This window comes from Pseudomonas sp. LBUM1648 (assembly GCF_059716145.1).
Genome location: NZ_CP166808.1, coordinates 1,189,740 through 1,213,847, shown reverse-complemented (window position 1 = coordinate 1,213,847; position 24,108 = coordinate 1,189,740). Strand labels below are relative to the sequence as shown.

19 protein-coding genes and 3 pseudogenes are annotated in these 24,108 nt (G+C 53.4%); 21 read left to right on the top strand and 1 reads right to left on the bottom strand.

The genetic code is table 11. The features are described from left to right. The first annotated feature begins 159 nt into the window (after nucleotides 1-159). The 18 genes and pseudogenes from ACA043_RS05340 to ACA043_RS05255 all read left to right on the top strand — a co-directional run bounded on the left by ACA043_RS05340 (nucleotide 160) and on the right by ACA043_RS05255 (nucleotide 19,201). Nucleotides 160-675 carry an Hcp family type VI secretion system effector gene (locus tag ACA043_RS05340; protein WP_007919523.1) on the top strand — a complete coding sequence of 172 codons (516 nt, stop codon included), beginning with the start codon at nucleotides 160-162 and terminating at the stop codon, nucleotides 673-675. A gap of 132 nt (nucleotides 676-807) precedes the next feature. After that, nucleotides 808-2,850: a type VI secretion system Vgr family protein gene (locus tag ACA043_RS05335; RefSeq protein WP_497658746.1), complete on the top strand. Its 2,043-nt coding sequence runs from the start codon at nucleotides 808-810 to the stop codon at nucleotides 2,848-2,850. Next, nucleotides 2,840-3,580, top strand: a complete 741-nt coding sequence (locus ACA043_RS05330) for a DUF4123 domain-containing protein (protein ID WP_497658745.1) — start codon at nucleotides 2,840-2,842, stop codon at nucleotides 3,578-3,580. Before ACA043_RS05335 ends, ACA043_RS05330 begins: the two co-directional genes overlap by 11 nt. Continuing rightward, on the top strand, nucleotides 3,577-8,523 hold the full coding sequence (locus ACA043_RS05325; RefSeq protein WP_497658744.1) for a polymorphic toxin type 46 domain-containing protein: 4,947 nt from the start codon (nucleotides 3,577-3,579) through the stop codon (nucleotides 8,521-8,523). Before ACA043_RS05330 ends, ACA043_RS05325 begins: the two co-directional genes overlap by 4 nt. A gap of 22 nt (nucleotides 8,524-8,545) precedes the next feature. Then, the gene (locus tag ACA043_RS05320; protein ID WP_497658743.1) at nucleotides 8,546-8,818 is read left to right on the top strand and encodes a hypothetical protein; all 273 of its coding nucleotides are present in this window, start codon (nucleotides 8,546-8,548) and stop codon (nucleotides 8,816-8,818) included. Then, nucleotides 8,800-9,435 (top strand): SMI1/KNR4 family protein, encoded by a 636-nt coding sequence (locus tag ACA043_RS05315; protein ID WP_497658742.1) that lies wholly within the window; start codon nucleotides 8,800-8,802, stop codon nucleotides 9,433-9,435. Before ACA043_RS05320 ends, ACA043_RS05315 begins: the two co-directional genes overlap by 19 nt. Before the next feature lie 271 nt (nucleotides 9,436-9,706). Further along, nucleotides 9,707-10,063, top strand: a complete 357-nt coding sequence (locus ACA043_RS05310; RefSeq protein WP_497659621.1) for an HNH/ENDO VII family nuclease — start codon at nucleotides 9,707-9,709, stop codon at nucleotides 10,061-10,063. Continuing rightward, complete coding sequence (locus ACA043_RS05305; RefSeq protein ID WP_497658741.1) at nucleotides 10,060-10,485, top strand: SMI1/KNR4 family protein; 426 nt, start codon at nucleotides 10,060-10,062, stop codon at nucleotides 10,483-10,485. Before ACA043_RS05310 ends, ACA043_RS05305 begins: the two co-directional genes overlap by 4 nt. A 259-nt stretch (nucleotides 10,486-10,744) precedes the next feature. Next, a pseudogene (locus ACA043_RS05300) lies at nucleotides 10,745-11,326 on the top strand (RHS repeat-associated core domain-containing protein); the annotation flags it as partial. A gap of 45 nt (nucleotides 11,327-11,371) precedes the next feature. Then, nucleotides 11,372-11,707, top strand: coding sequence for a hypothetical protein (locus ACA043_RS05295; protein ID WP_497658740.1), 336 nt, complete (start codon nucleotides 11,372-11,374; stop codon nucleotides 11,705-11,707). A 12-nt stretch (nucleotides 11,708-11,719) separates the two neighbouring features. Next, a complete protein-coding gene (locus ACA043_RS05290; RefSeq protein WP_497658739.1) occupies nucleotides 11,720-12,043 on the top strand; it encodes a DUF7716 domain-containing protein in 324 nt (107 codons plus the stop codon). Between the two features lie 465 nt (nucleotides 12,044-12,508). Then, nucleotides 12,509-12,820: a hypothetical protein gene (locus ACA043_RS05285; protein ID WP_497658738.1), complete on the top strand. Its 312-nt coding sequence runs from the start codon at nucleotides 12,509-12,511 to the stop codon at nucleotides 12,818-12,820. Between the two features lie 199 nt (nucleotides 12,821-13,019). Beyond that, nucleotides 13,020-13,466: an SMI1/KNR4 family protein gene (locus tag ACA043_RS05280; RefSeq protein ID WP_497658737.1), complete on the top strand. Its 447-nt coding sequence runs from the start codon at nucleotides 13,020-13,022 to the stop codon at nucleotides 13,464-13,466. Nucleotides 13,467-13,736: 270 nt separating this feature from the next. Beyond that, nucleotides 13,737-16,112: pseudogene (locus ACA043_RS05275) on the top strand (RHS repeat-associated core domain-containing protein); the annotation flags it as partial. Between the two features lie 2 nt (nucleotides 16,113-16,114). Next, the gene (locus ACA043_RS05270; protein ID WP_497658736.1) at nucleotides 16,115-16,756 is read left to right on the top strand and encodes a hypothetical protein; all 642 of its coding nucleotides are present in this window, start codon (nucleotides 16,115-16,117) and stop codon (nucleotides 16,754-16,756) included. Between the two features lie 11 nt (nucleotides 16,757-16,767). Then, nucleotides 16,768-17,834 (top strand): annotated as a pseudogene (locus ACA043_RS05265) (RHS repeat domain-containing protein); the annotation flags it as partial. Nucleotides 17,835-18,147: 313 nt separating this feature from the next. Beyond that, on the top strand, nucleotides 18,148-18,363 hold the full coding sequence (locus ACA043_RS05260) for a hypothetical protein (RefSeq protein ID WP_497658735.1): 216 nt from the start codon (nucleotides 18,148-18,150) through the stop codon (nucleotides 18,361-18,363). A gap of 508 nt (nucleotides 18,364-18,871) precedes the next feature. Then, complete coding sequence (locus ACA043_RS05255) at nucleotides 18,872-19,201, top strand: Imm50 family immunity protein (RefSeq protein WP_489879141.1); 330 nt, start codon at nucleotides 18,872-18,874, stop codon at nucleotides 19,199-19,201. A gap of 183 nt (nucleotides 19,202-19,384) precedes the next feature. Here the strand turns inward: ACA043_RS05255 and ACA043_RS05250 are convergent, their stop codons facing one another. Continuing rightward, the gene (locus tag ACA043_RS05250; protein WP_497658734.1) at nucleotides 19,385-20,095 is read right to left on the bottom strand and encodes a tellurite resistance TerB family protein; all 711 of its coding nucleotides are present in this window, start codon (nucleotides 20,093-20,095) and stop codon (nucleotides 19,385-19,387) included. 175 nt (nucleotides 20,096-20,270) lie between these two features. On the opposite strand from ACA043_RS05250, the gene ACA043_RS05245 reads away from it, so the two are divergent. From ACA043_RS05245 to ydcS, 3 genes are all read left to right on the top strand, one after another. Continuing rightward, the gene (locus tag ACA043_RS05245) at nucleotides 20,271-21,185 is read left to right on the top strand and encodes a LysR family transcriptional regulator (RefSeq protein ID WP_123534402.1); all 915 of its coding nucleotides are present in this window, start codon (nucleotides 20,271-20,273) and stop codon (nucleotides 21,183-21,185) included. 132 nt (nucleotides 21,186-21,317) lie between these two features. Next, nucleotides 21,318-22,775, top strand: coding sequence for a gamma-aminobutyraldehyde dehydrogenase (locus ACA043_RS05240; RefSeq protein ID WP_497659620.1), 1,458 nt, complete (start codon nucleotides 21,318-21,320; stop codon nucleotides 22,773-22,775). Between the two features lie 83 nt (nucleotides 22,776-22,858). Then, entirely contained in the window at nucleotides 22,859-24,010 is a 1,152-nt protein-coding gene (ydcS, locus tag ACA043_RS05235; RefSeq protein ID WP_401270719.1) for a putative ABC transporter substrate-binding protein YdcS, read from the top strand. Nucleotides 24,011-24,108: the final 98 nt, after the last annotated feature.

Here is a 24,108-nt window from a genome sequence, read left to right as displayed (position 1 = left end):
ACCACGGCCAAACATCCTGCGTTTAGCCTCCAACATCCGCTTACCCCCCACATGCCGGGGGCTTCGCAAAACCTGGCACGCTCCTTGATAACAGTCAGGCACCCACCGGGCGATTTCGCCTCCCGGGCACCCTAAATTTATCCGCAAGGAGAGCATCCCATGGCAACACCAGCGTACATGTCGGTTACCGGCGAAAAACAAGGCCTGATCACTGCCGGCGCCTTCACCGCCGACTCCGTTGGCAACACCTACCAGGAAGGCCACGAAGACCAGGTTATGGTTCAGGCTTTCAGCCACGACGTGATCATCCCGCGTGACCCACAATCCGGTCAGCCAACCGGTCAGCGCGTTCACAAGCCAGTTGTGATCACTAAGGTCTACGACAAGGCTTCGCCACTGCTGCAAGCCGCTCTGACCTCCGGCGAGCGCATGAGCGAAATCGTTATCCAGTGGTTCCGTACTTCGGCTCAAGGTACTCAAGAGCACTACTACACCACCAAACTGGAAGACGCGATCATCGTCGCCATCAACAACAAAATGCACAACTGCCAGGATCCAGGCAACTCGCACTTCACCCACCTGGAAGAAGTGCAGTTCACCTACCGCAAAATCACCTGGACCCACGAAGTCTCCGGTACTTCGGGTTCCGATGACTGGCGTGCTCCAGTCGTTTAATTACGGCTGATCGTTACAAGCATCGGCCAGCTCTGCTGGTCGATGTTGTTTACGCCCCTCCAGAATTTCGCGTACGTTGACCCGCTTTTGCGGGCGTCGACGAGCGCCGCTGCACAGCACGAGGAACAAGGGATGTTCGCGCCGGCCAATGAAACCCACTTTGCCCTGACCATCGAAGGGCTTTCCGCTGATTTTCAGGTGTTTACCCTGCAAGGTCGGGAAGCCATCAGCCAGCCTTTTGTCTTTGAGGTGGAGCTGGTCAGTGAGCAGCCGTCGCTGGACCTCGAAACCCTGCTGCACAAACCGGCCTTCCTGCAACTGTCGCCCGACGGCAGCGGCATCCACGGCCAGATCTATCGCGCCGCGCAAGGTGACTCCGGCAAACGCCTGACCCGTTATTCGGTGACCCTGCGCCCGCAATTGTCGTACCTGGCGCACCGCGTCAACCAGCGCATCTTCCAGAACCTCACCGTGCCTAAAATCATCGGCATGGTCCTCGAAGAACACGGCATCCAGAGCAACGCCTACGAATTCAAGACCGGCTCGATCTACCCCGAGCGCGTCTACTGCGTGCAGTACGACGAGTCGGACCTGCATTTCATCCAGCGTCTGTGCGAAGAAGAAGGTATTCACTACCACTTCCAGCACACGGCGACGGCACACAAACTGGTATTCGGCGATGACCAGACGGTGTTCCCGAAACTCAAGCCAGTGGCCTATCAGCAAGACTCCGGCATGGTCGCCAACGACCCGGTGATCAAACGCTTCGACCTGCGCCTGGAAACCCGCACCAGCCGCACCACCCGCCGCGATTACGACTTCGAAAAACCACGCATCACCCTCGAAAGCGAAAACCGTGGCGACGCCCTGCCCGATCTTGAAGACTACGATTATCCGGGTCGTTTCATCGACCGCGAACGCGGCAAGCACCTGGCCAAACGCGCCCTCGAACGCCACCGCAGCGACTTCCAACTGGCTGAAGGCAAGAGCGATCAGCCGTTGCTGGTCAGCGGCCACTTCCTCGCGCTGACCGCGCACCCGAAAGCCAAGTGGAACGACCTCTGGCTGCTGACCGAAGTCCTCCACGAAGGCAAACAGCCGCAAGTACTGGAAGAGTCGGTGACCAGCGACACCACCGCGCTGAAAGACGATTTCCACCAGGGCTACCGCAACCGCTTTCAGGCCACCCCTTGGGACGTGCCGAACCGCCCGCCGCTGCGCCACCCGAAACCGCGCATCCTCGGCAGCCAGAGCGCCGTGGTCACCGGCCCCAAAGGCGAAGAGATCCACTGCGACCAGTACGGCCGCGTCAAAGTCCAATTCCACTGGGACCGCGAAGGCCAGGCCGACGATAAAACCAGCTGCTGGCTGCGCGTGTCTTCAGCCTGGGCCGGCGCCCAATACGGCGGCATCGCCATCCCGCGCATCGGCATGGAAGTGCTCGTCACCTTCCTTGAAGGCGATCCCGACCAACCGCTGATCAGCGGCTGCCTGTACCACAAGGAAAACACCGTCCCGTACGCCCTGCCCGCGAACAAGACCCGCAGCACCTTCAAGACCCTGAGTTCAATGGGTGGCGGCGGTTACAACGAACTGCGCATCGAAGACAAAAAAGGTCAGGAACAGATTTATCTGCACGCCCAGCGCGACTGGGACGAGAACGTCGAGCACGACCAGAAAATCCGCGTCGGCAACGAACGTCACGACACCGTTGAAAAGAACAGCTACACGGAATTCAAGGCCGAAGAACACCACACCGTCTACGCCGACCGCAAAGTCGAAGCCCGGGCGAATGATCACCTCACCGTGGGCGTCAATCAGCACATCAAGATCGGCACCGGTCAGTTCATCGACGCGGGTCAGGAAATCCACCTGAGCAGCGGCATGAAAGTGGTGATGGAAGCCGGCGCCGAGTTGACCCTGGTCGGCGGCGGCAGCTTCATCAAAATCGATGCCGGCGGCGTGACCATGAGCGGGCCGGTGATCAACATGAACTCCGGCGGCAGCCCCGGCAGCGGCACGGGCGCCGCCCCGCTGATGCCCGGCGTGCTGAAGCAGGCCGACGCCGACAAGGCAGGCCAAGTCCTGACCCCGGCCCAGATCAACACCCTCAAACGCAACGCACCATTCTGCGAAGAATGCGAAAAATGCAAGGCAGGTGCCTGTGCCATCTGATCGACTGACACCCAAGGACTGGCTGGCACAACAGCCGCTGCAGACTGGCGAGCGTTTGTACCTGATCATCAGCGCGGCGAGCGACGCCGAGCCTCTCAAGCCTTTTTATCAACAGGATACAGCCCCTCAACTGGTACCCATTTGGAGCGGAACGCCTTACGCCGATTGGCTTCCAGTGATGCCGTATCTTGCCGAGATCAGCCCCAATGCCAGTTTTCTGCAATGGATTACTGAAACCGATGCATTGGATTGGGGTTGGCTAGCGGTATCCACCAGCGCGCCGGAAACGGTGCTTGAACATTTGCGCAGCCTGACTCAGGTAAAAATGCCGGACGCGACTGAAGTGTTTTTCAGGTTCTGGGATGGTCGACATTTTCATCTGATCATCGAAGGGTTAGGTGCCTCAGCAGGTGAACTGCTGCCAGTGTTCCAGCGCTACCTGATTAACGGACAAACTCTCGAAGTCGGCCGAAGAGCGGTACCACCCGCAAAAGAGTGGCCGTGGTGGGAGATTCCCCAAACGCTATTGGATGCCCTCGCGAAAAAGGATCACACCACCGTCGTCGAGAACCTGATGCAGTGGCTATCAGAAGATTGCCCCGAGTTGTACTTCGAGTTCCCCGAAGCCAACTTGCGCAGAAAGGTTGAGCGCTTCGTGCGCCAGAACCCAAACACAGAAGATATGGCAGAGCGTCTCGCCGCACAGCTGACAAAGGAAGTCACGTCATGAATACCCCGATTGGTACCCTGGTCCTGCGTGTGCTGGACGCCAAAGCGCCTGACGTGAGCCTGATTCTCAAAGACTTCAAAAACTGCCTCAGCGATTACAAGGAATGGGCAGACGGCTTCTGGAGTGGCTGGGCACTGGACGTCGACCAGACCTTCAAGGTCGGCAACGAGGTCAGTGTCACTAAACGCAAAACCAAAACAGGTGCTGTGGAAACCTATGCGACCTGCCCTCTGGTGGGTGACTTCACGCTGATTCACATGTTCGAATCGGCGCGATTCGTGCCGATTGGCAATACCCCAGTGAAGCTGGAGCCGGTCACCAAAGGCACCTTTTACGACGACGTCACCGGCCCGGTTATCGAAACCATGATCGGCCCGAGCGGCATCAAAGTGATCAAGGGGGCCAAGAAGGGTCAGACCTATCGCATCACTTTTTTCCCCAACGTATCCAAGAGCGACGTCAAGGCGCTTTATGACTCCTATCAAGGCGTTATCGGCAAGCTTGATGGCTGGCTGCAGAGCGAATGGTCGAGCAAGTTTCAGCCGCAATGGGCGAGTTACTCGACGGCGGATCGTGCCGGGCGCTCAGTTATTCTGCTCAAACGGGCCCTAGACGGTTTTGAGCAGGCTCTGCTTCGTCTATGGGATGACATCAAAAGCCTATTCGAGCTGCTCGCCAATCCGAGGAAAAATTACGCAAAGCTGAAAAAGTACCTGTCGGACGTCGAAATCGACAAGCTATACGCCGCATCGAAAGAGTCCATCGCTTCAGGGTTGCTGATCCTTAGCGACGAACCTCTGATGTTCATCTATGTATCGGCGATCGTGGCCTGGGTCGGCATGCTCCCGCCGCAGGTCATCGTCGACGTTATGACGGCGATCGCTTCGGAGTTTCTGATCAACGTATTGTTGGGTATCTGCCTGACAGGTGGCGCTGGATTGGCTGTAAGAGCCGGGACAAAAGTCATCACCACGGTCAAATCGGGTGAAGCAATCAAGTACCTGGACGATCTTGCCTCTACCCTGATGACACTCAGCAACAAGCACGCCCTGCCCGCGCATGCAGAAGTGTCGAAGCCAATTATCGCCAGCGCGAAAAACGTGCCGATGAAGCCGGCTAAAACGGCCGCATTGAAGATCGATGAAGCCGTCGCTGAAGCACCTAAACCGCAAGCACCGAAGGAGGCACCGCGTAGTCAGGTGGCGCAAAAACCTGCTCAGAGTCCGTTGCCTAAAACGGCGGACACTCCGAAGCAGGAGGTTAAGGATGCCTCCTCGTTTCCGCGAGACAAGAAACAAAACAAACATACCCTTCAGCCGAAGGAAAAAGTCGACGACGTACCCGACCAGTCCAAGACGCCCGACGATAAAAGCGCCACCTGCGCGAAGAAAACCTGCACCAATGGCTGCCCGGTCTCGATGGTCACCGGTGAGGAACTGCTAACCATTACCGACGGTGAACTCGGTGGCCTGCTGCCATTCAGTTGGACTCGTCTCTACCGAACCAGCGCGGCTGAAATCGACTGCGGCCTAGGCTATGGCTGGAGCCACGCCCTCGCTCAGCGGGTGGACATCAACGGCGACGAGGTCGTGTGGACCGATCACGAAAACCGGGTCACCACTTTTCCGATGCCCAGCGTACAGCGCCCGGCGATCACTAATAGCCTTTCGGAAGCCGCCATCTTCATTGGCGACGATCCGTCCGAACTCGTACTGACTCAGGCCGGCGAAAAGCCGCTGTTCTATCACTTCCGCTTCAACAGCAAAGGCGCGACGTTGATCGCCATCAGCGACAACTACGACAATCGCCTGCACATCACTCGTGACATCCATGGGCGCATCAAGCGCGTGGATAACGGCGCTGGTCGTGCCCTGCTTGCCCGATACAACCGCAAGCACATTGTCGCCATCGACTATCAGCAGTTCCTACCGGCGGACAATCTCGAAGACGCCTGGAACACCGTTCAGACGCTGACCACCTATGAATACGATGCTCAACATCGATTGATCAAAGCCACCAACGCTCTCGGAGAATCCGAGCGTTATGCCTACAACGAGCAAAACGTCATTCTTGAGCGGCAACTCGCCGGGGGCGCAAGCTTTTACTGGGAGTGGGAAAAGGAAGGCAAGTCCGCACGTTGCATCCATCACTGGGCCAGTTTCTCTCAGATGGATGCGCACTATGCGTGGGATGACAAAGGCAGCGTCACCGTTACCAATGCCGATGGCAGCGAAGAGGTCTATACCCACGACGACAAGGCGCGACTCGTCGCCAAAGTTGATCCGGACGGTGCCGAGCACTTAAAGGCCTATGACGACAAAGGCCGACTGATCGCCGAAAAAGATCCGATGGGGGCGGTCACGGAATATCAGTACAACGAAGCTGGTCGATTGATCGCGGTGATACCACCAGAAGACGCGCCGACCACCTACGAGTACTACAAGGGCTTTGTCCGTGTGGTGAATCGCGGCACCGCCAAATGGATCTACTGGCGTAACGACCAAGGTGACATCACTGAGCAAGTCGACCCGGATGGCAACTCGACGCATTACACCTATGATCGCCAAGGACGCCTGCTGGAGATCCGCCATCCCGACGGCAGCCGTCACCAACTGGGTTGGAACAACCTCGGCCAATTACTGGAGGAGCGTCTGCCCGATGGCGGCCAGCGCAAGTACCGCTACGATGCGCTCGGCAGACAAATCACACGTCAGGCTGAAACCGGTGCAATCACCCACTACCAGTGGGATGCTGCAAATCGACTGGCACAGATCACTCTGCCCGGCGGCGCTACCCGTGCGTTCACTTACAACCCATACGGCCGCGTCACTGCAGAACGCGACGAACTGGGGCGCATTACCCGCTATGAGTACGCCGACAATCTTCATCTGGTCAGCCGTCGTATCAATCCGGACGGCAGCCAACTGCGTTATCGCTACGACAACGCAAGCCTGCTGCTCACCGATATCGAAAACGAACGCGGCGAACACTATCAACTCGATTACTACTCAAATGGGCTGATCCAGCAGGAAAGCGGTTTTGACGGGCGTCGCACCGCCTATGAGTACGACCTCAACGGCAAACTGTTGAAGAAAACCGAGTTTGGTGACGACGGCAGTGAGCTGGTGACCGAGTATCAGCGCGATGCCTCTGGCCGCTTGCTGGTGAAAACCCTCGCTGATGGCGAAGAAATCCATTACAGCTACGATGCTTTGGGTCGCCTGGTAAACGTTGACGACGGCCACTGGCCCCTCGCCTATGAGTACGACGTACAAGATCGCCTGATCACTGAGCACCAAGGTTGGGGCACCACGCGTTACGAGTACGACAGCGTCGGCCAACTCAATCACTGCCGCCTGCCGGATGGCAGCACACTCGATTACCGCCACTTGTCCGGCGGTCGGCTGAGCAGCATCGACCTCAACGGCTCGCGCCTGACTACGCACCAGTTCGACGCTGGCCGCGAACAGCAGCGTCAACAAGGTGTGCTGCTTAGCCAATATCAATACGACGAACAGGGAAGACTTCAGGCGCACACCGTAGGTCAGCAGGATCGCAATCTGTTCCAGCGCCGCTACGCCTACGATGCAAACGGCAACCTGGCCGGCATCGATGACAGCCGCAAAGGAAACCGCAGCTACCATTACGATCCTCTTGATCGCCTGGTCAGTGTTCGCGGCGCCACCCCCGAAACCTTCGCTCATGACCCGGCCGGCAACTTGCTCGGCCAAAGCGATCTGCCAACTGCAAACCTCGCCAACGTCAAAGGCAATCGCCTGCTTATGCAAGGCGACCGGCATTACGACTATGACGCCTACGGCAACCTGAGCCGCGAACGCCGTGGTACCGGCCAGCAACTGGTCACCGAATATCGCTACGATTGCCAGCATCGTTTGATTGGCGTCAGCCTGCCCGGTGGCAGCACCGCAAGCTACAACTACGACGCGTTTGGCCGTCGTATCGAAAAAACCGTCGATGGACACACCACTGAATTTCTGTGGCAAGGCGAACGCCTGATCGCCGAAAGCGCTGAAAATCGCTACCGCACCTACATCTACGAACCTGGCAGCTTCCGCCCCTTGGCGATGCTCGACGGCGAGGGTCCACTAAAGGCCACGCCGTTCTATTACCAACTCGACCACCTAGGCACACCTCAAGAACTCACCGACTACAGCGGCGAGATCATGTGGTCGGCGAAATACCGTGCCTATGGCAACCTGGCAACGCTGGACGTCGCCGAAATCGACAACCCTCTGCGCTTCCAGGGTCAGTATTTCGATACGGAGACGGGGTTACATTACAACCGGCACCGCTACTACAATCCAAGCACCGGGCGGTTTTTGACGCCGGATCCGATCAAGCTTGCTGGGGGGCTGAATAACTACCAGTACGTGCCTAACCCTACGGGGTGGGTGGATCCGTTGGGGCTGAACTGTGTTCCCAGTGATTGCCCAGATGCAAGACGTGCAGAGCTCAACCAAAAATACGGGCGCACCGGCGACATTAACCAAGATATAAATATACGTGCTAGAAAAGAGGTTGCGACCGATTTTTATAGAAGCCAAGGTTTCGAAGAAGCCAGCATTCCAGGGCATTTAAATGGCATTGATTTCAGCCATCCTGTGAACATTGAAACTCTAAATCGCGGAAAAACTGTTTATCAATATCAGTCACCAGGTGCACCACAAGGAAATTACTACTCTCTAAATTCGGCCACCACTCCATCTGAGTTAGGTATTGGCCCTTTAGGCGACAATCGTGCTGCTGGCACTGTAGAACTTAAGCTTCAAGGGATTTATCGAACAAATGAGAAAAAACAGGTTTTGAAATCTACAGCTAAATCCATAGACGACACATGGTCAGTGCGAGGAGTGACTCAACCTTCATCTGGCGGAGGCACTCAAGTTTTCAGCGCTTCCAAAAGTAGCTTTGAAAAACAATAAACACTTTCAATAGGCAAGAAAAATGAAACAAGCCCTCCTCTACGAAATCGCAAAAACTAATGGCTTTATCGTTACATTATTTTCAGATCATCCAGATTTTTTTTCTTCTTGGTCATTGAGCGTAAGAAAGCAAGACACTTCATACATGATTGATCACGACGGTAGGGATGGATGGCTGATTTTTTATAAAGAAACAGGCCCCAATAAATATCAAGAAATAGATAAAAAAACATCTCATACAATGAACGACAATGAGAAAGCCAAGCAGTGTGAAACATGGCTGCAGACCGTTTGAAGAAGGAGATTCATGACATTCGGGAACAGACCACAACTTTTTTGATTTCTAGATATAGCCCACCTCTGAACAGCCTCCTTTTTTGCATTCTAAACGTGGCTTACACCAAAACCAAAAACTCCGAAAGCACATTAGGAAGAACAGATCAAAGACTTTTAGTGAGTGAAATCATGCATAATTATCAAGATCTGATAACTAAGCTCAACAACTCCGACGAAGAAACTTTTTGGCTCGGCCCCGCCACTGCCGAGCAAATTAAAAAACTCGAGAATATTCTAGGCATAAAGCTGCCTGAAGATTTCGTTAATTTCTTGAATGTATGCGGTGGGGGTGGTGCAGCAGACTCAGATATATGCGGAATTGAGAGCAATAATGCAACTCTAGATAATGGCGGAACTGTAAATTACAGTACTATGCACTGCCGTTCAGAGTTTGATCTACCTAGTCACTTTGCCGTCATTTATTTAAAAGGCGACGAACTTTGCTGGGCAATTTATTGCGGACCCACGGGAAATGGACAGGTCGTTAGCTACGATCTATTTAAGCGCAAACCTTCTAAAACAATAGCGGAAAACTTCTATTCATTCTTTGAAGAATACGTCGAACTTAGAACCTAACTTTCAACCATGAGTTGCCTGATAAGCGGTCGGGGGTATTCCAAACTCTATTGTCTAATTGCGGTCTATCCCCGAACAACTTTATGTTTCTCCTCCTGCGAACTTGGCATATTCACCAATCAACCTTATCCGAGCCGAACAGTACAACGATGGTGGGGCGCAACAATTCCATTTAGATGAAAAAAATTTATTATTTCGATGAAGCTTAGTACCTTCTTGACCCGTTAGATGGTGTAAGGCGGATTCTGTAGAAAAAGTAGCTCCCGCAAACATTGGGGCAAGGCGCGCTGGAAGAAACGAATACAAGGTTTTCCAACAAGATATTGACTGGAATTTAGAACATAAAGGCATTTCGAATCTGGATAGAGCAAAAGAAGGTGGCGCTCCTTACATCATGAAGGATGGGGTTCCTCAACAGCTACAGCTCCATCATTCCAGGCAGAATGGCAAAGGACCGCTTTTTGAGTTAAGTCGCAAGACTCACCTTACAACTCTAAAGGGTAAGGGCCGAGAGGCGGTTCACCCATACGGTCACAATCAACATCCAGATGAGCCTGTTAGCAGGAAACTCTTCAAGAAAGAGGTTCCACAATATTGGAAAGACCGTGCAGCAGAGGCCGCGAAATGATACCAACCAAACTAAAACAGCTAATCGAAAATCAACCCGGCGACATCCAAAGAGCAGATAAGCAGTCAGTTAAGGACGCTTTAAAATTATTAGGTATCGACACAAACAGCGAGCTCTCAGAGTTTTTCTTGAATTACACAATAACATATTTTAGGAGTAGCTCTTCAGATGAAGAGTTGTGTGACATTGCTGACCCAAGCAACAAAATCGAAATCGGGACAAATTTCACCTATGAAGTATGGGAGCTTCCAGAAAATTTTGTATGCCTTACCAATATTCAAGGTGAAGGATGTTATTTGTATGATAAAAATAGTGGCGAGGTTTTAGACTTCAGTCTTGCAGAGAGAGACGATTTTCTAGCAGGCAAGTCACAGCAAAAATGGAGCAGTTTTTTTGAATTCTTGACTTGGTACTTGTCTTAGAAAATATACTTAATAAAAAACCTCCCAAAAATTAACAGATTTTTTTAAAAAAGTGATTCGGGAACAGATACCGAAAGCCCCCACAAACCTGCATCAAACTCTGCGTCTGATGATGCAGCTCATCACGTAGAGCTACCTCCAACAATTCCAGATGCAGCTACACCAATACTCCAAACCCAACCACCAGAGTGCAAGCACTCTTTTGTTCTTAAGTTTGTTGCTTTGATAGCGCCGTTCCAAATGGATCTCAAGCGCGTGTCGCTTGATTGGCGTCAGCCTGCCCGGTGGCAGCACCGCAAGCTACAAGTACGACGCGTTTGGCCGTCGTATCGAAAAAACCGTCGATGGCCACACCACTGAATTTCTCTGGCAAGGTGAACGCCTGATTGCCGAGAGAGCTGAAAATCGCTACCGCACCTACATCTACGAACCTGGCAGCTTCCGCCCCTTGGCGATGCTCGACGGCGAGGGTCCACTAAAGGCCACGCCGTTCTATTACCAACTCGACCACCTAGGCACACCTCAAGAACTCACCGACTACAGCGGCGAGATCATGTGGTCGGCGAAATACCGTGCCTATGGCAACCTGGCAACGCTGGACGTCGCCGAAATCGACAACCCTCTGCGCTTTCAGGGTCAGTATTTCGATACGGAGACGGGGTTACATTACAACCGGCACCGCTACTACAATCCAAGCACCGGGCGGTTTCTGACGCCGGATCCGATCAAGCTTGCGGGTGGGCTGAATAACTACCAGTACGTGCCTAACCCTACGGGGTGGGTGGATCCGTTGGGATTAACGGTTATTGAGTGCGAACCTCCTGCGACGGATGCAAGTGGCCACCCCAAATCCAGTCCTCACTAAAGCGTCACTTATGAAGCTACGTTGGAAAAAGACGTTCACTATCCTGGAAGAAGTGATCTTTCCCACTTTCAAGAAGGTAATAAACAGCTCTACAACACTATGAGTAATGATCCTGTCTACAAAGATCATATGGAAAGTTTGTATCCTGGTATCTATGACAAAGTCAGCCCAGGCCCGAAAGGCGCTCACGCAAGGTCTAAGCCACATCCTTTACTAACCTGGCATCATGACGCCTATCGAGAAGGAATTTTGCAACTCATCCCTACGGCGCCGCATAGATCTGGAGGGGCGGTTGCTGATGTTCTGCATCCAGGACAGAAAGGTGGGATGGAGCTTTGGGGAGGCGGTCGAAAATAAATGGCGAATCAAATGAAAAAGATAAAATTTGCTAATGTTCTCTCTGATGCAGAAAACCTAGACTGGGAAGACGCATTGTATTTACCAAAAAACAAAGAGGAGTGGAGTTTAAACTGCGAAGCAATCATCGAAAATCCAGACAACTTCGAAAGCTACGACTCCGATGACAATCCGACAGAAATGTCAAAAATAAATTACCGCTACGTCCTACTGTGCGACGACCTATCATCTATCATAAAAAATCTAAAGGAACAGTCCGCCTCATATGACATTGATACTGCTTACAAAGCATTTGTCTTCTACTTTAATAACGACAGCTTTATTAAGCTGAGCTAAAATATTAAAAATATAAAATTAATCAAAGCACCATTTCATTTTCAGAGCTTTATGCGTAAGGGCTGCGGAAATACTGGAAACCTTCTCTTGATAGCGCAATAAATGGGGTCAGGATGCAATAGAAACAAAGAGTCAGGGGGTAACCTACTTCGGCTTCGAAAAACATGAAACGGGGAAAGAGGCACGGAATGCGTTTCAGGTTAAAGGGCCTGAGCATGGGCCGGACGAAAACGGGCCTGGCTCATGGAGTGATGCGCGCATTAGGGCAGAGTTTGATACCTTGCAACTCTACACTGATGGGAAGCCGAGAGCACGAGTTCCGTTCTGGAAGGGTGATACTGACAAATCCCAATTAGAGCCTTTAGCTGAGGCATATAAAAAATATGGCGATGGCGGAGCACAACAACTCCATCTAGATGGGCAAAAAGTAAACTTCGACAAACTCGACGTACTTCCGGAAAAAAAATGAGAACTTTTTATGTGATTGCTAGTAAGGATATGGAGCCAAACCTCCCGCATAGCTCAAACTGGCCAAAGGTTATAGGCTACTCCTTCGCAGATAACTATTTTTATTTATCCGAAGGCAAAGGCCACGGCTTTGCCGCGAACGACATGCCTGAATCGAAAGCTAAAAGACCAGAATGGCTTGAAATATTCACAGCTTTAGACGCGACTTGGTTCCTTAACATGATTGACAATACTAACTTTACCAGCGAAACGGATTTCCGTGAAAAATTAACAGCACACATTGGCAACGTAGATACAATAATATTTTGACCAACTCGAGTTCGGTATTACACCAGCAGGCAGGGCTCAACTGGCATCGAAGTGATGGTGTAATCCAAGCAGGAAAACAATCGTGTCTACGTGAAACCTGCCAACGCCTACCAATGTGTAAACGGCGGACAGACCACGTTTTCTTTTTCTGAAGTTCAGAAAAGGGACAGATTTATTTTCTCCTTGAGTGAACAGAACCATGCATAAATACCAAGACTTGATAACGAAACTCGATAACTCCGACGAAGTAACATTTTGGCTCGGCCCCGCCACTGCCGAGCAAATTAAAAAACCCGAGAATATTCTAGGCATAAAGCTGCCTGAAGATTTCGTTGACTTCTTGAGTGTATGCGGTGGTGGTGGCGCAGCAGACTCAGAAATATGCGGAGTTGAGAATAATGATGCAACTCTAGATAACGGCGGAACTGTAAATTACAGCACCATATACTGCCGTTCAGAGTTTGAATTACCTAGTCATTTTGCCGCAATTTATTTAAAAGATGACGAAGTATGCTGGGCAATTGATTGCGGTCCCACGGGAAATGGACAGGTCATTAGCTACGATCTGTTTAAGCGCAAACCGTCTAAGAAAATAGCGGAAAATTTCTATTCATTCTTTGAAGAATACGTCGAACTTATAACCTAACTTTCAACCATGAGTTGCCTGATAAGCCCCGGGGGTATTCCACATTCTATTGTCTAATTGCGGTCTATCCCCGAACAGCTTTCTGTTTCTCCGCCTCCAAACTTTGCATATTTACCAAGCAACCTTAGCCGAACCGTAAAAGTACGACGATGGTGGGGCGCAACAATTCCATCTAGATGAAAAAAATTTATTTTTCCGTTGAAGCTTAGTACCTTCTTGACCCGTTAGATGGTGTAAGGCGGATTCTGTTGAAAAAGTAGCTCCCGCAAACATCGTGGCAAGGCGCGCTGGAAATTTGAGCGCAACCGTCAGGGTGACATCACCCAACAAACCGACCCGGACGGCAACGAAACCTACTACAGCTATGACCGTCAGGGCCGACTGCTGGAAATTCGTCACCCCGACGGCAGCCGCCATCAACTGGGTTGGAACAACCTTGGTCAATTGCTCGAAGAACGCCTGCCGGACGGTGGTCAGCGCAAGTACCGCTACGATGCACTCGGCCGGCAAATCACCCGGCAGGACGAATTCGGCGCCATCACTCATTACCAATGGGACGCTGCTGATCGTCTGACCCAAGTCACCCTGCCCGGCGGCGCCACCCGTGCTTTCACCTATAACCCGTATGGCCGAGTCACCGCCGAACGCGACGAACTCGGACGCATCACTCGCTACGAGTACGCCGACAACCTGCACCTGGTCAGCCGCCGCATCAATCCGGACGGAAGCCAACTGCGCTACCGCTACGACAACTCACAACTCAACCTCACCGAGATTGAGAACGAGCGCGGCGAACGCTATCAGCTCGACTACTACTCGAACGGACTGATCCAGCAGGAAACCGGTTTCGACGGTCGCCGCACCGCCTACGAGTACGACCTCAACGGTCAGTTGCTGAAGAAAACCGAGTTCGGCGACGACGGCAGCGAACTGATCAGCGAGTACCAGCGCGATGCCTCTGGTCGCCTGCTGGTGAAGACCCTGCCCGACGGCGAGGAAATCCACTACAGCTACGACGCCCTAGGTCGCCTGGTCAACGTCGACGACGGTCACTGGCCGCTTGCTTACGAATATGACGTGCAGGACCGGTTGATCACCGAGCACCAAGGCTGGGGTACGACGCGTTATGAATACGATAGCGTCGGCCAATTGAGCCACTGCCGCCTACCGGATGGCAGTACGCTCGATTACCGTCACGTGTCAGGCGGACGTCTGAGTAGCATCGACCTTAACGGTTCACGCCTGACCTCTCACCAGTTCAGCGCCGGTCGCGAACAGCAACGCCAGCAAGGCCTGCTGCTCAGCCAATATCAGTACGACGAACAGGGCCGACTGCAAGCGCACAGCGTAGGCCAGCGGGACAAAAACCTGTTCCATCGCCGCTACAACTACGATGCCAACGGCAACCTGGCCGGCATTGACGACAGTCGTAAAGGCAACCGCAGCTATCACTACGATCCATTGGATCGGCTGATCAGCGTTCGCGGCGCCACACCAGAAAGCTTCGCCCACGACCCAGCGGGCAACCTACTCGGCCAGAACAACGAAGGCACAGCCAACCTCGCCAACGTCAAAGGCAACCGCCTGCTGATGCAGGGTGACCGCCATTACGACTATGACGCTTTTGGCAACCTGATCCGTGAACGTCGCGGCGCCGGCCAAAAACTCGTCACCGAATACCGCTACGACTGCCAGCACCGCCTCATCGGCGTCAGCCTGCCCGGCGGCAGTACCGCCAGCTACAAGTACGACGCCTTCGGCCGCCGAATCGAAAAAACCGTTGACGGCCACACCACCGAGTTTCTGTGGCAAGGCGAACGATTGATCGCGGAAAGCGCCGACAATCGCTATCGCAGCTACATCTACGAGCCCGGCAGCTTCCGCCCGCTTGCGATGCTCGATGGCGAAGGCCCGCGCAAGGCCACGCCGTTTTACTACCAACTCGACCACCTCGGCACGCCGCAGGAACTCACTGATTACAGCGGCGAGATCATGTGGTCGGCCAAATACCGCGCCTACGGCAACCTTGCTGCACTGGACGTCAGCGAAATCGACAATCCGTTGCGCTTCCAGGGACAGTACTTCGATACGGAGACAGGCCTACACTACAACCGCCATCGCTACTACAATCCGAGCACTGGACGTTTTCTAACGTCAGATCCGATTAAGCTTGCGGGTGGGTTGAACAACTACCAGTACGTGCCTAACCCTACGGGGTGGGTGGATCCGTTGGGGTTGAGCACTAAGTGTCCCGGAAAATCGAAAAACGGAATCAGAAAAAAGGCAGATGAGACAAGCGACTCAAAAGTAGAAACAGGTGAGGTTGAGCCGCCAATAGGCCATGACAGCACTCTGACGAGAAGGACAGCATTCAGGCAGGCTAAAAAGGTCGGAGGAGTTCCACTATCGCAGCAGCCATCAAGGTCATATAAAGAAGTACTTACTGACCAACCCGGCCGCGTTATGAGTCGCGTGTATGAATTCCGCCTGAACAATGGTCAAATTGTCACGATTAGAGAACATTCACTGGGACATGTAAAAGGAAATGAAGGACCTCATTTTAATACCGAGGTAACGAAAACTACCGGCACGAAGGCATCCCTGAAAGAGGGTGAAAATTCACATACATACTTCAAAAAAGAATAACCATGAGCATATTTTACATTTGCGACTCAGGCATCAAGCTTTGCGAGCAACCCGAGCACATATATTCTCCTGATTTTGTGAGCTTCACACTTATTTCGGCGTCATTGCAGGAGATATGGTCGACTTGGGAAAAAATTAGTCATTCACTGGAATTGGAATGGCCTATAACTATAAAGTGGCGAACTGTTGGCTACTCACTGGAAGATCAAAAGATCCAAGAAATTCGTCTACGCAAGGAGATTGAAGGTACTCTAGGCGACAATGGAATCATCAAGAAAAATATAAAAACAAAAATATACTCTTACTTAGACCCCATCACTACTAACAAAAACAAATTAAAACCAGACGAACTAACACAACACAGAAACACCTTCCTAATTCTAAAAAAGAGCAACACTGACTTAAACACCCTATGGGATCAGTTGAGTGAAGGTGACAAGGCAGTCACTCCAAAAAGCATTTTAAACTTTATCACAACTGATAGAGAAGTAACCATTGTTCGTTTTTTAGAAAGCGACACCCACTCAACCTTGCAACTTATAACACCAGCAGAAAACCTAAACAAAACCACATCGCTACTTGAAACGCTAAAAGTTAAAAAAATTAGATACGCCGAACTTCCTGAAACAATAAATAACTTTTAATAAAACTCAAGGTTTATCAGCACCAACGCAATGCCGCTGACCGACTTCTTGAGAAAACCCTCGCCGACGGCGAAGAGATCCACTACAGCTACGACGCACTGGGACGCCTGGTTAACGTGGACGACGGCAATTGGCTTCTTGCCTACGAGTACGACGTTCAGGATCGGCTGATCAACGAGCACCAAAGCTGGGGCACGACGCGTTATGAGTACGACAGCGTCGGCCAATTGAGTCACTGCCGCCTGCCGGATGGCAGTACGCTCACTGGATCCTGATCAGCGTACGAGGCGCCACACCGGAAAGTTTCGCCCACGACCCGGCGGGAAATCTGCTGGGCCAAAACAACGAAGGCACAGCCAACCTCGCGAACGTCAAAGGCAACCGCCTGCTGATGCAGGGTGACCGCCATTACGACTATGACGCTTATGGCAACCTGATCCGTGAACGTCGCGGCGCCGGCCAAAAACTCGTCACCGAATACCGCTACGACTGCCAGCACCGCCTCATCGGCGTCAGCCTGCCTGGCGGTAGTACCGCCAGCTACAAGTACGACGCCTTCGGCCGCCGAATCGAGAAAACCGTTGACGGCCACACCACCGAGTTTCTGTCGCAAGGCGAACGATTGATCGCGGAAAGCGCAGACAATCGCTATCGCAGCTACATTTACGAGCCCGGCAGCTTCCGCCCGCTGGCGATGCTCGATGGTGAAGGCCCACGCAAGGCCACGCCGTTTTACTACCAACTCGACCACCTCGGCACGCCGCAGGAACTCACCGACTACAGCGGTGAGATCATGTGGTCGGCGAAGTACCGCGCCTACGGCAACCTTGCTGCACTGGACGTCAGCGAAATCGACAATCCGCTGCGCTTCCAGGGTCAGTATTTCGATGCCGAGACGGGGTTACATTACAACCGGCACCACTACTACAATCCGAGCACTGGACGTTTTCTAACGTCAGATCCGATTAAGCTTGCGGGTGGGTTGAACAACTACCAGTACGTGCCAAATCCAACTGGCTGGATAGACCCCTTAGGGCTGGTTTGTAAGCAAACAAACGGTTCTACCCCAAAAAAACCTCCGCAGAAAACAACACCTCCTGAGGTGGGAGAAACATTAGAATTCGAACACTTCGAGCAAGCTCGCAATAAAGCACTTGAGTGGCTTGAAAGCAATGGATTCAAGGCAGAGAAGCCAACAATTGGCAAGTTTGGTACAAACGCAGGAAAGAACGTAGGTATGCAAACTGCTGATGGAAAGACTGGCTACCGAATAGAATACGATGAAAGAAGTGGTGCTCACATAAACGTCTGGTCAGGAAAAAACCTGCCCCACACTACCTCTTCAACGCAGGTGAAAAAACAGTATTAAAACTGCTCAAGGCATTTAAAAAATGAGTTATTTCGACGACGAGCTTGAAAAAGATCTATCAGACTCCAACATTACTTTCGAAAAATTGAAACCCGAAGTACATGATAGCTTTGTATCTAGCATCAATAAAAAATTTCCATTTAGCGGGTCTAAAATAGCTTGGAACTCTCTCCCCAACAGCATGAACTACGTAAAAAAAGAGGCCAACCAAGCTTTTATTGACGTTTCAAAAAAATAAGAACCCTCAACACTCCCGAGATTGTATTCATTGGCGACTCTCTTACAGATAACGCATACAGAATAAGCACAGTAAATTTAGAATGCACTCTAGCGATTTTCGCGGACATCCCTCAACATACTTACTTCTTCTCTGAAAGCCTAAGCTTCATCGGCTGCATTAGTAGCGAAGGAGAAATTGATTTTAGCGAATCATCTTCTTAATCATCATTCTTAATGAAGCCGGGGCAGGCTACGCTTCTATTCTCCTGATGTAGCCTGTCCCTGAATAATCTTCATTTTTCGCTCTCTAAACGTAGCTTACTATGAATATCCTCCACCACTGGAAGAGATATAAAAATGCAAGCAAGATGTAGTCCACCCCTGAAAAACTGCCGACCTCTCGATTTCTAAACGTGGTCTACTTCTGAATAAACCCATATTTAAGCAATATAAACAATGTGGACATCTTCAATCTCCAACAAAATTCACTGGACTTCAATTTTTGTTGAAGGCCACCCCCAGCAAACATGAGCCTTTCTTATGCATTACTGGACGGAAACTCAATACATCTAAAACTGCATAGCAAAATAGAGCAGTCAGCCGCACCCAAGAAATGGTTAGAAAAAGAGTACAACGAGTATGAATTTGATCTTTATATAAACCCTGTTAAAAACCTCAAAATAAAAAACTTCAGTTTCACCGTATCCGTGCTCATATCTATCACAAATGAAAACCACACTTACAAGCTAAAACTTAAGATCAATGATCTCATGCGATGTCACATGCAACGCAAAAAGTATTACTACGGCCAACATCAAAGCCTATCGCAACGACGGAGCTGTCTAGGCAAGTGCTGAATAGAAAAGGGCCAAACCAAGCTCCCTAGTTTTCCTGAAACCCATGTCTGAAACCCAGAGACGCAGTCATAACGGAAAAAGACTGAAAGTGGTAGCTCTCAGAATCGAAATATCTAAGCCTGCAAAACAATCGGGGGGGGGTTAACCGACTGCCTGCCCCCCAAGCCTTGCAGGCTCGAATAATTAAACTGCAGCCAACCGCACCTGCTTCTCCAACTCCACCTTCAACCCCGGCTCCAGCTTCAACTGCCGCGCCAACTCATCCAGATAGCTCTTCTCCATAAAGTTCTCCTCGTCCACCAGCATCACACTGGCGATGTACATCTCTGCCGCCATCTCAGGCGTACTCGCAGCACGTGCGACTTCGGCAGGGTCGAGAGGTTTGTTGAGTTCGGCATGCAGCCAGTGCTGGAGCTCCTGGTCGTTGTCGAGTTTGGTGAATTCGCCTTCGATCAGTTGGCGCTCGCGGTCGTCGATATGGCCGTCGGCTTTGGCGGCCGCAACGAGTGCCTTGAGGATTGCCTGACTGTGTTGCTCGGCTTGTGCGGGCGGGAGGCGATCCAGGGTTTGTGGTTCGCGTTGTGGGGCGGTGCCTTTTTGGGCGTTGTAGTTGCCGTAGGCTTTATACGCCAACACGCCGAGTGCGGCGAGGCCGCCGTAGAGGGCGACTTTGCCGCCGACGTTGCGCACTTTCTTATTGCCGAGCAGCAGGCCCATGGCGCCTGCCGCCAGTGCGCCACCGCCGGCACCCGACAGCAGACCGCCGAGGCCACTGCCGCCGGAAGACCCACCAAGCAAGCCGCCAGCCGATTTGTTCTGCGATCCGCCAGCCTTGTTCTCCAACAGATCCTGGCCGGATTTGAGTAGTTGATCTAGCAATCCACGGGTGTTCATGTTCCGCCTCCAAACAGGGTTATCCGGATCTATAAGGCCCTCAGCCTAGTTTGAAAGTGCCCGTGCCCTGCTCACGAGTGTGCTTCCAGATGTTGCTTGGCACCGGACTGCCCTTCGTGAAAATAGATATACACTCCAGCCAATCTATAAAAACCGCCCACTGGGTACCCCTCTCATGATGACCCTGCGTCAGATCCGTCACTTCATCGCCGTGGCCGAGACCGGCTCGATCTCCGCTGCTGCGCAAACCGCATTCATTTCCCAATCGACACTGACCCTGGCGATCCAGCAACTGGAAGAAGAAATCGGCGTCAGCCTGTTCAGCCGACACGCCAAAGGCATGACGCTGACGCATCAGGGTCATCAATTCCTACGCCAGGCGCACCTGATTCTGGCGACGGTGGATAACGCCAAACGCAGCCTGCAACAAAGCACCGATCAGGTTGCCGGGCAGTTGATCATCGGTGTGACCAGCCTTGTCGCTGGTTATTACCTCGCGGATTTGGTCACTCGATTTCAGCGTGCTTATCCCAATGTCGAGATACGGGTGATGGAGGACGAACGCCCCTACATCGAGCATCTGCTGGTCAGTGGCGAGATCGACGTAGGCGTGTTGATCCTCTCCAACCTCGAAGATCGCCACGCCTTGCAGACTGAGGTTCTGACTCATTCGCCGCACCGTTTATGGCTTCCGGCCCAGCACCCGCTTTTGGAACACGACAGCATCAACCTCGCCGATGTCGCCCGCGAACCGTTGATTCAACTCAACGTCGACGAGATGGATCGCAATGCTCAACGCCTGTGGCGCGGTGCGGGACTGCAACCGAAGATCACGCTGAGAACCGCTTCAACCGAAGCAGTGCGAAGCCTTGTAGCGGCGGGTTTGGGCGTGTCGATCCAGCCGGACATGACCTACCGCCCATGGTCGCTGGAAGGCGACATCATCGAAGCGCGGCCAATTGCAGACCTCAACCAGACCCTCGATGTCGGGCTGGCCTGGCGTCGTGGCACCGCGCGGCCGGCGCTGGTTGATCCATTTCTGACCGTGGCCCGTGAACAACCCCACGGCGGACGCAAGCCATCTATTTAATCGAATGCCACCTTCAGTATTTAGAATTTGTCGCCCCCGGAGCCGCGCACTAGTCTTGCTGCATCTATAAGACGGTCGGCTCCCGGTGCACAGGGAGCACCAATGGCCATACAAGAAAAGAGAACTCGCAAAATGGCTGGCGCGCAGACCCCGATGTGTACCGCGTTGTTGATCGACGGCGAACTGGTCGCCGGCGAAGGCTTTGTCGAGCCGATCCTCAATCCGGCCAACGGTGAAATTCTCACGCACATCGCCGAGGCCAGCACCGAGCAGGTCGAAGCTGCCATCCTCGCCGCCCACCGTGCCTTTGCCGAATGGTCGCGCACCACGCCGCAGCAACGCTCCAACCTGCTGCTGGAGATCGCCAACGCGGTCGAAAAACACGCCGACCACCTCGCCCGCCTCGAATCGCTGAACTGCGGCAAGCCGTTGCATCTGGCCCGTCAGGACGATTTGACTGCGACCGTCGACGTGTTCCGTTTCTTCGCCGGAGCCGTGCGCTGCCAGACCGGCCAGCTCAGCGGCGAATACCTGCCGGGTTACACCAGCATGGTGCGCCGCGATCCGATTGGCGTCGTGGCTTCGATTGCACCGTGGAACTACCCGATCATGATGGCCGCGTGGAAAATCGCCCCGGCCCTCGCCGCCGGCAACACACTGGTGTTCAAGCCGTCCGAGCACACGCCGCTGTCGATCCTCGCGCTGGCTCCTGCGCTCGCCGAAATCCTGCCGCGTGGGGTGATCAACATCATCTGCGGGGGTGGCGAAGGCGTAGGCAGCCATTTGGTCAGTCACCCGAAAATCCGCATGGTCTCGCTGACCGGCGATATCGTCACCGGGCAGAAAATCCTTCAGGCCGCGGCGAAAACCCTGAAACGCACACACCTTGAACTCGGCGGCAAAGCCCCGGTAATCGTCTGCAACGACGCGGATCTGAAAGCCGTGGTCGAAGGCGTGCGCACCTACGGTTATTACAACGCTGGGCAAGACTGCACCGCCGCCTGCCGGATCTACGCCCAGGCCGGCATCCACGACAAATTAGTCGCCGAACTCGGTGCCGCCGTCAGCAGCCTGCGCTTCGCTGGCAAGCGCGATGCCGACAACGAAATCGGCCCGCTGATCAGCACCCGCCAGCGCGACCGCGTGGCCAGTTTCGTCGAACGCGCCCTCGGTCAGCCGCACATCGAGCGGGTGACCGGCGCGGCGGTGCATTCCGGCGCCGGTTTCTACTACCAACCAACGCTGCTGGCCGGTTGCAAGCAGAGCGATGAAATCGTCCAGCGCGAAGTGTTCGGCCCGGTGGTGACCGTGACCCGTTTCGATGAACTCGCCCAAGCCGTGGACTGGGCCAACGACTCCGAATACGGCCTCGCCTCGTCGGTGTGGACGCAGAATCTGGACAAGGCGATGCAGGTCGCCGCCCGCCTGCAATACGGCTGCACCTGGATCAACAGCCATTTCATGCTGGTCAGCGAAATGCCCCACGGCGGGCTGAAACGTTCAGGTTATGGCAAAGACTTATCCAGCGATTCGCTTCAGGACTACAGCGTGGTGCGGCACATCATGGCCCGCCACGGCCAGCATCTCTGACTACGCTAATAACAAGCCGCCAACGGCATGCTTCACCGCGTTCACAACTGCCCCGACCATAATTTAAAGAAGAGGGTTCAACCATGTTCGTGCACAAGACCGCACTGTTCAGTGCAATCACCACGGCCTTGCTGGCCAGCGCCAGCCTGCAAGCGGCAGAACCGCTGAAGGCTGTCGGCGCTGGTGAAGGTCAGCTGGATATCGTCGCCTGGCCGGGCTACATCGAACGTGGCGAGAGCGACAAGGCGTACGACTGGGTGAGCGGTTTCGAGAAAGAAACCGGCTGCAAGGTCAACGTGAAAACCGCCGCGACCTCTGACGAAATGGTCAGCCTGATGGCCAAGGGCGGTTACGACCTGGTCACCGCGTCGGGCGATGCGTCGCTGCGTCTGATCGTCGGCAAGCGTGTGCAACCGATCAACACCGCGTTGATCCCGAACTGGAAAACCCTCGACCCACGCCTGAAAGATGCGCCTTGGTACGTGGTCAACAATCAGACTTACGGCACCCCGTACCAGTGGGGGCCGAACGTGCTGATGTACAACACCAACGTGTTCAAGACTGCACCGACCAGTTGGAATGTGCTGTTCGACGCGCAGAACCTGCCGGACGGCAAAGCGAACAAGGGCCGTGTGCAGGCGTATGACGGACCGATCTACATCGCCGATGCGGCGCTGTATCTGAAGTCCGCCAAGCCTGAATTAGGTATAAGCGATCCGTATCAACTCACCGAAGCACAGTACAAAGCCGTGCTCGATCTGTTGCGCGCCCAGCAGCCGCTGATCCACCGCTACTGGCACGACACCACGGTGCAAATGAGCGACTTCAAAAACGAAGGCGTGGTCGCCTCCAGCGCCTGGCCATATCAGGTCAACGGCCTGATCAACGAGAAGCAGCCAATCGCTTCGACCATCCCGAAAGAAGGCGCTACCGGCTGGGCCGACACCACCATGTTGCACGCCGAGGCCAAGCATCCGAACTGCGCGTACAAGTGGATGGATTGGTCGCTGCAACCGAAAGTCCAGGGTGACGTGGCGGCGTGGTTCGGCTCGTTACCGGCCGTGCCGGCGGCTTGCCAAGGCAGTGAGTTGCTCGGCGCCGAGGGTTGCAAGACCAACGGTTTCGACCAGTTCGACAAGATCGCCTTCTGGAAAACTCCACAGGCTGAGGGCGGCAAGTTTGTGCCGTACAGCCGCTGGACGCAGGACTACATAGCGATCATGGGCGGTAGGTAAGCCCCTTCAAGATCAAAAGATCGCAGCCTTCGGCAGCTCCTACACCGACCGCGAGCACCGAAAATTCAGCGTCCGGCACACATCCTGTAGGAGCTGCC

Bases quoted from the DNA above. Each gene is read 5' to 3' on its own strand.
- ACA043_RS05340 (WP_007919523.1), top strand. From the start codon at position 160: ATGGCAACACCAGCGTACATGTCGGTTACCGGCGAAAAACAAGGCCTG.
- ACA043_RS05335 (WP_497658746.1), top strand. From the start codon at position 808: ATGTTCGCGCCGGCCAATGAAACCCACTTTGCCCTGACCATCGAAGGG.
- ACA043_RS05325 (WP_497658744.1), top strand. From the start codon at position 3,577: ATGAATACCCCGATTGGTACCCTGGTCCTGCGTGTGCTGGACGCCAAA.
- ACA043_RS05320 (WP_497658743.1), top strand. From the start codon at position 8,546: ATGAAACAAGCCCTCCTCTACGAAATCGCAAAAACTAATGGCTTTATC.
- ACA043_RS05315 (WP_497658742.1), top strand. From the start codon at position 8,800: ATGGCTGCAGACCGTTTGAAGAAGGAGATTCATGACATTCGGGAACAG.
- ACA043_RS05305 (WP_497658741.1), top strand. From the start codon at position 10,060: ATGATACCAACCAAACTAAAACAGCTAATCGAAAATCAACCCGGCGAC.
- ACA043_RS05290 (WP_497658739.1), top strand. From the start codon at position 11,720: ATGAAAAAGATAAAATTTGCTAATGTTCTCTCTGATGCAGAAAACCTA.
- ACA043_RS05285 (WP_497658738.1), top strand. From the start codon at position 12,509: ATGAGAACTTTTTATGTGATTGCTAGTAAGGATATGGAGCCAAACCTC.
- ACA043_RS05280 (WP_497658737.1), top strand. From the start codon at position 13,020: ATGCATAAATACCAAGACTTGATAACGAAACTCGATAACTCCGACGAA.
- ACA043_RS05270 (WP_497658736.1), top strand. From the start codon at position 16,115: ATGAGCATATTTTACATTTGCGACTCAGGCATCAAGCTTTGCGAGCAA.
- ACA043_RS05260 (WP_497658735.1), top strand. From the start codon at position 18,148: ATGAGTTATTTCGACGACGAGCTTGAAAAAGATCTATCAGACTCCAAC.
- ACA043_RS05255 (WP_489879141.1), top strand. From the start codon at position 18,872: ATGAGCCTTTCTTATGCATTACTGGACGGAAACTCAATACATCTAAAA.
- ACA043_RS05250 (WP_497658734.1), bottom strand. From the start codon at position 20,095: ATGAACACCCGTGGATTGCTAGATCAACTACTCAAATCCGGCCAGGAT.
- ACA043_RS05245 (WP_123534402.1), top strand. From the start codon at position 20,271: ATGATGACCCTGCGTCAGATCCGTCACTTCATCGCCGTGGCCGAGACC.
- ACA043_RS05240 (WP_497659620.1), top strand. From the start codon at position 21,318: ATGGCTGGCGCGCAGACCCCGATGTGTACCGCGTTGTTGATCGACGGC.
- ydcS (WP_401270719.1), top strand. From the start codon at position 22,859: ATGTTCGTGCACAAGACCGCACTGTTCAGTGCAATCACCACGGCCTTG.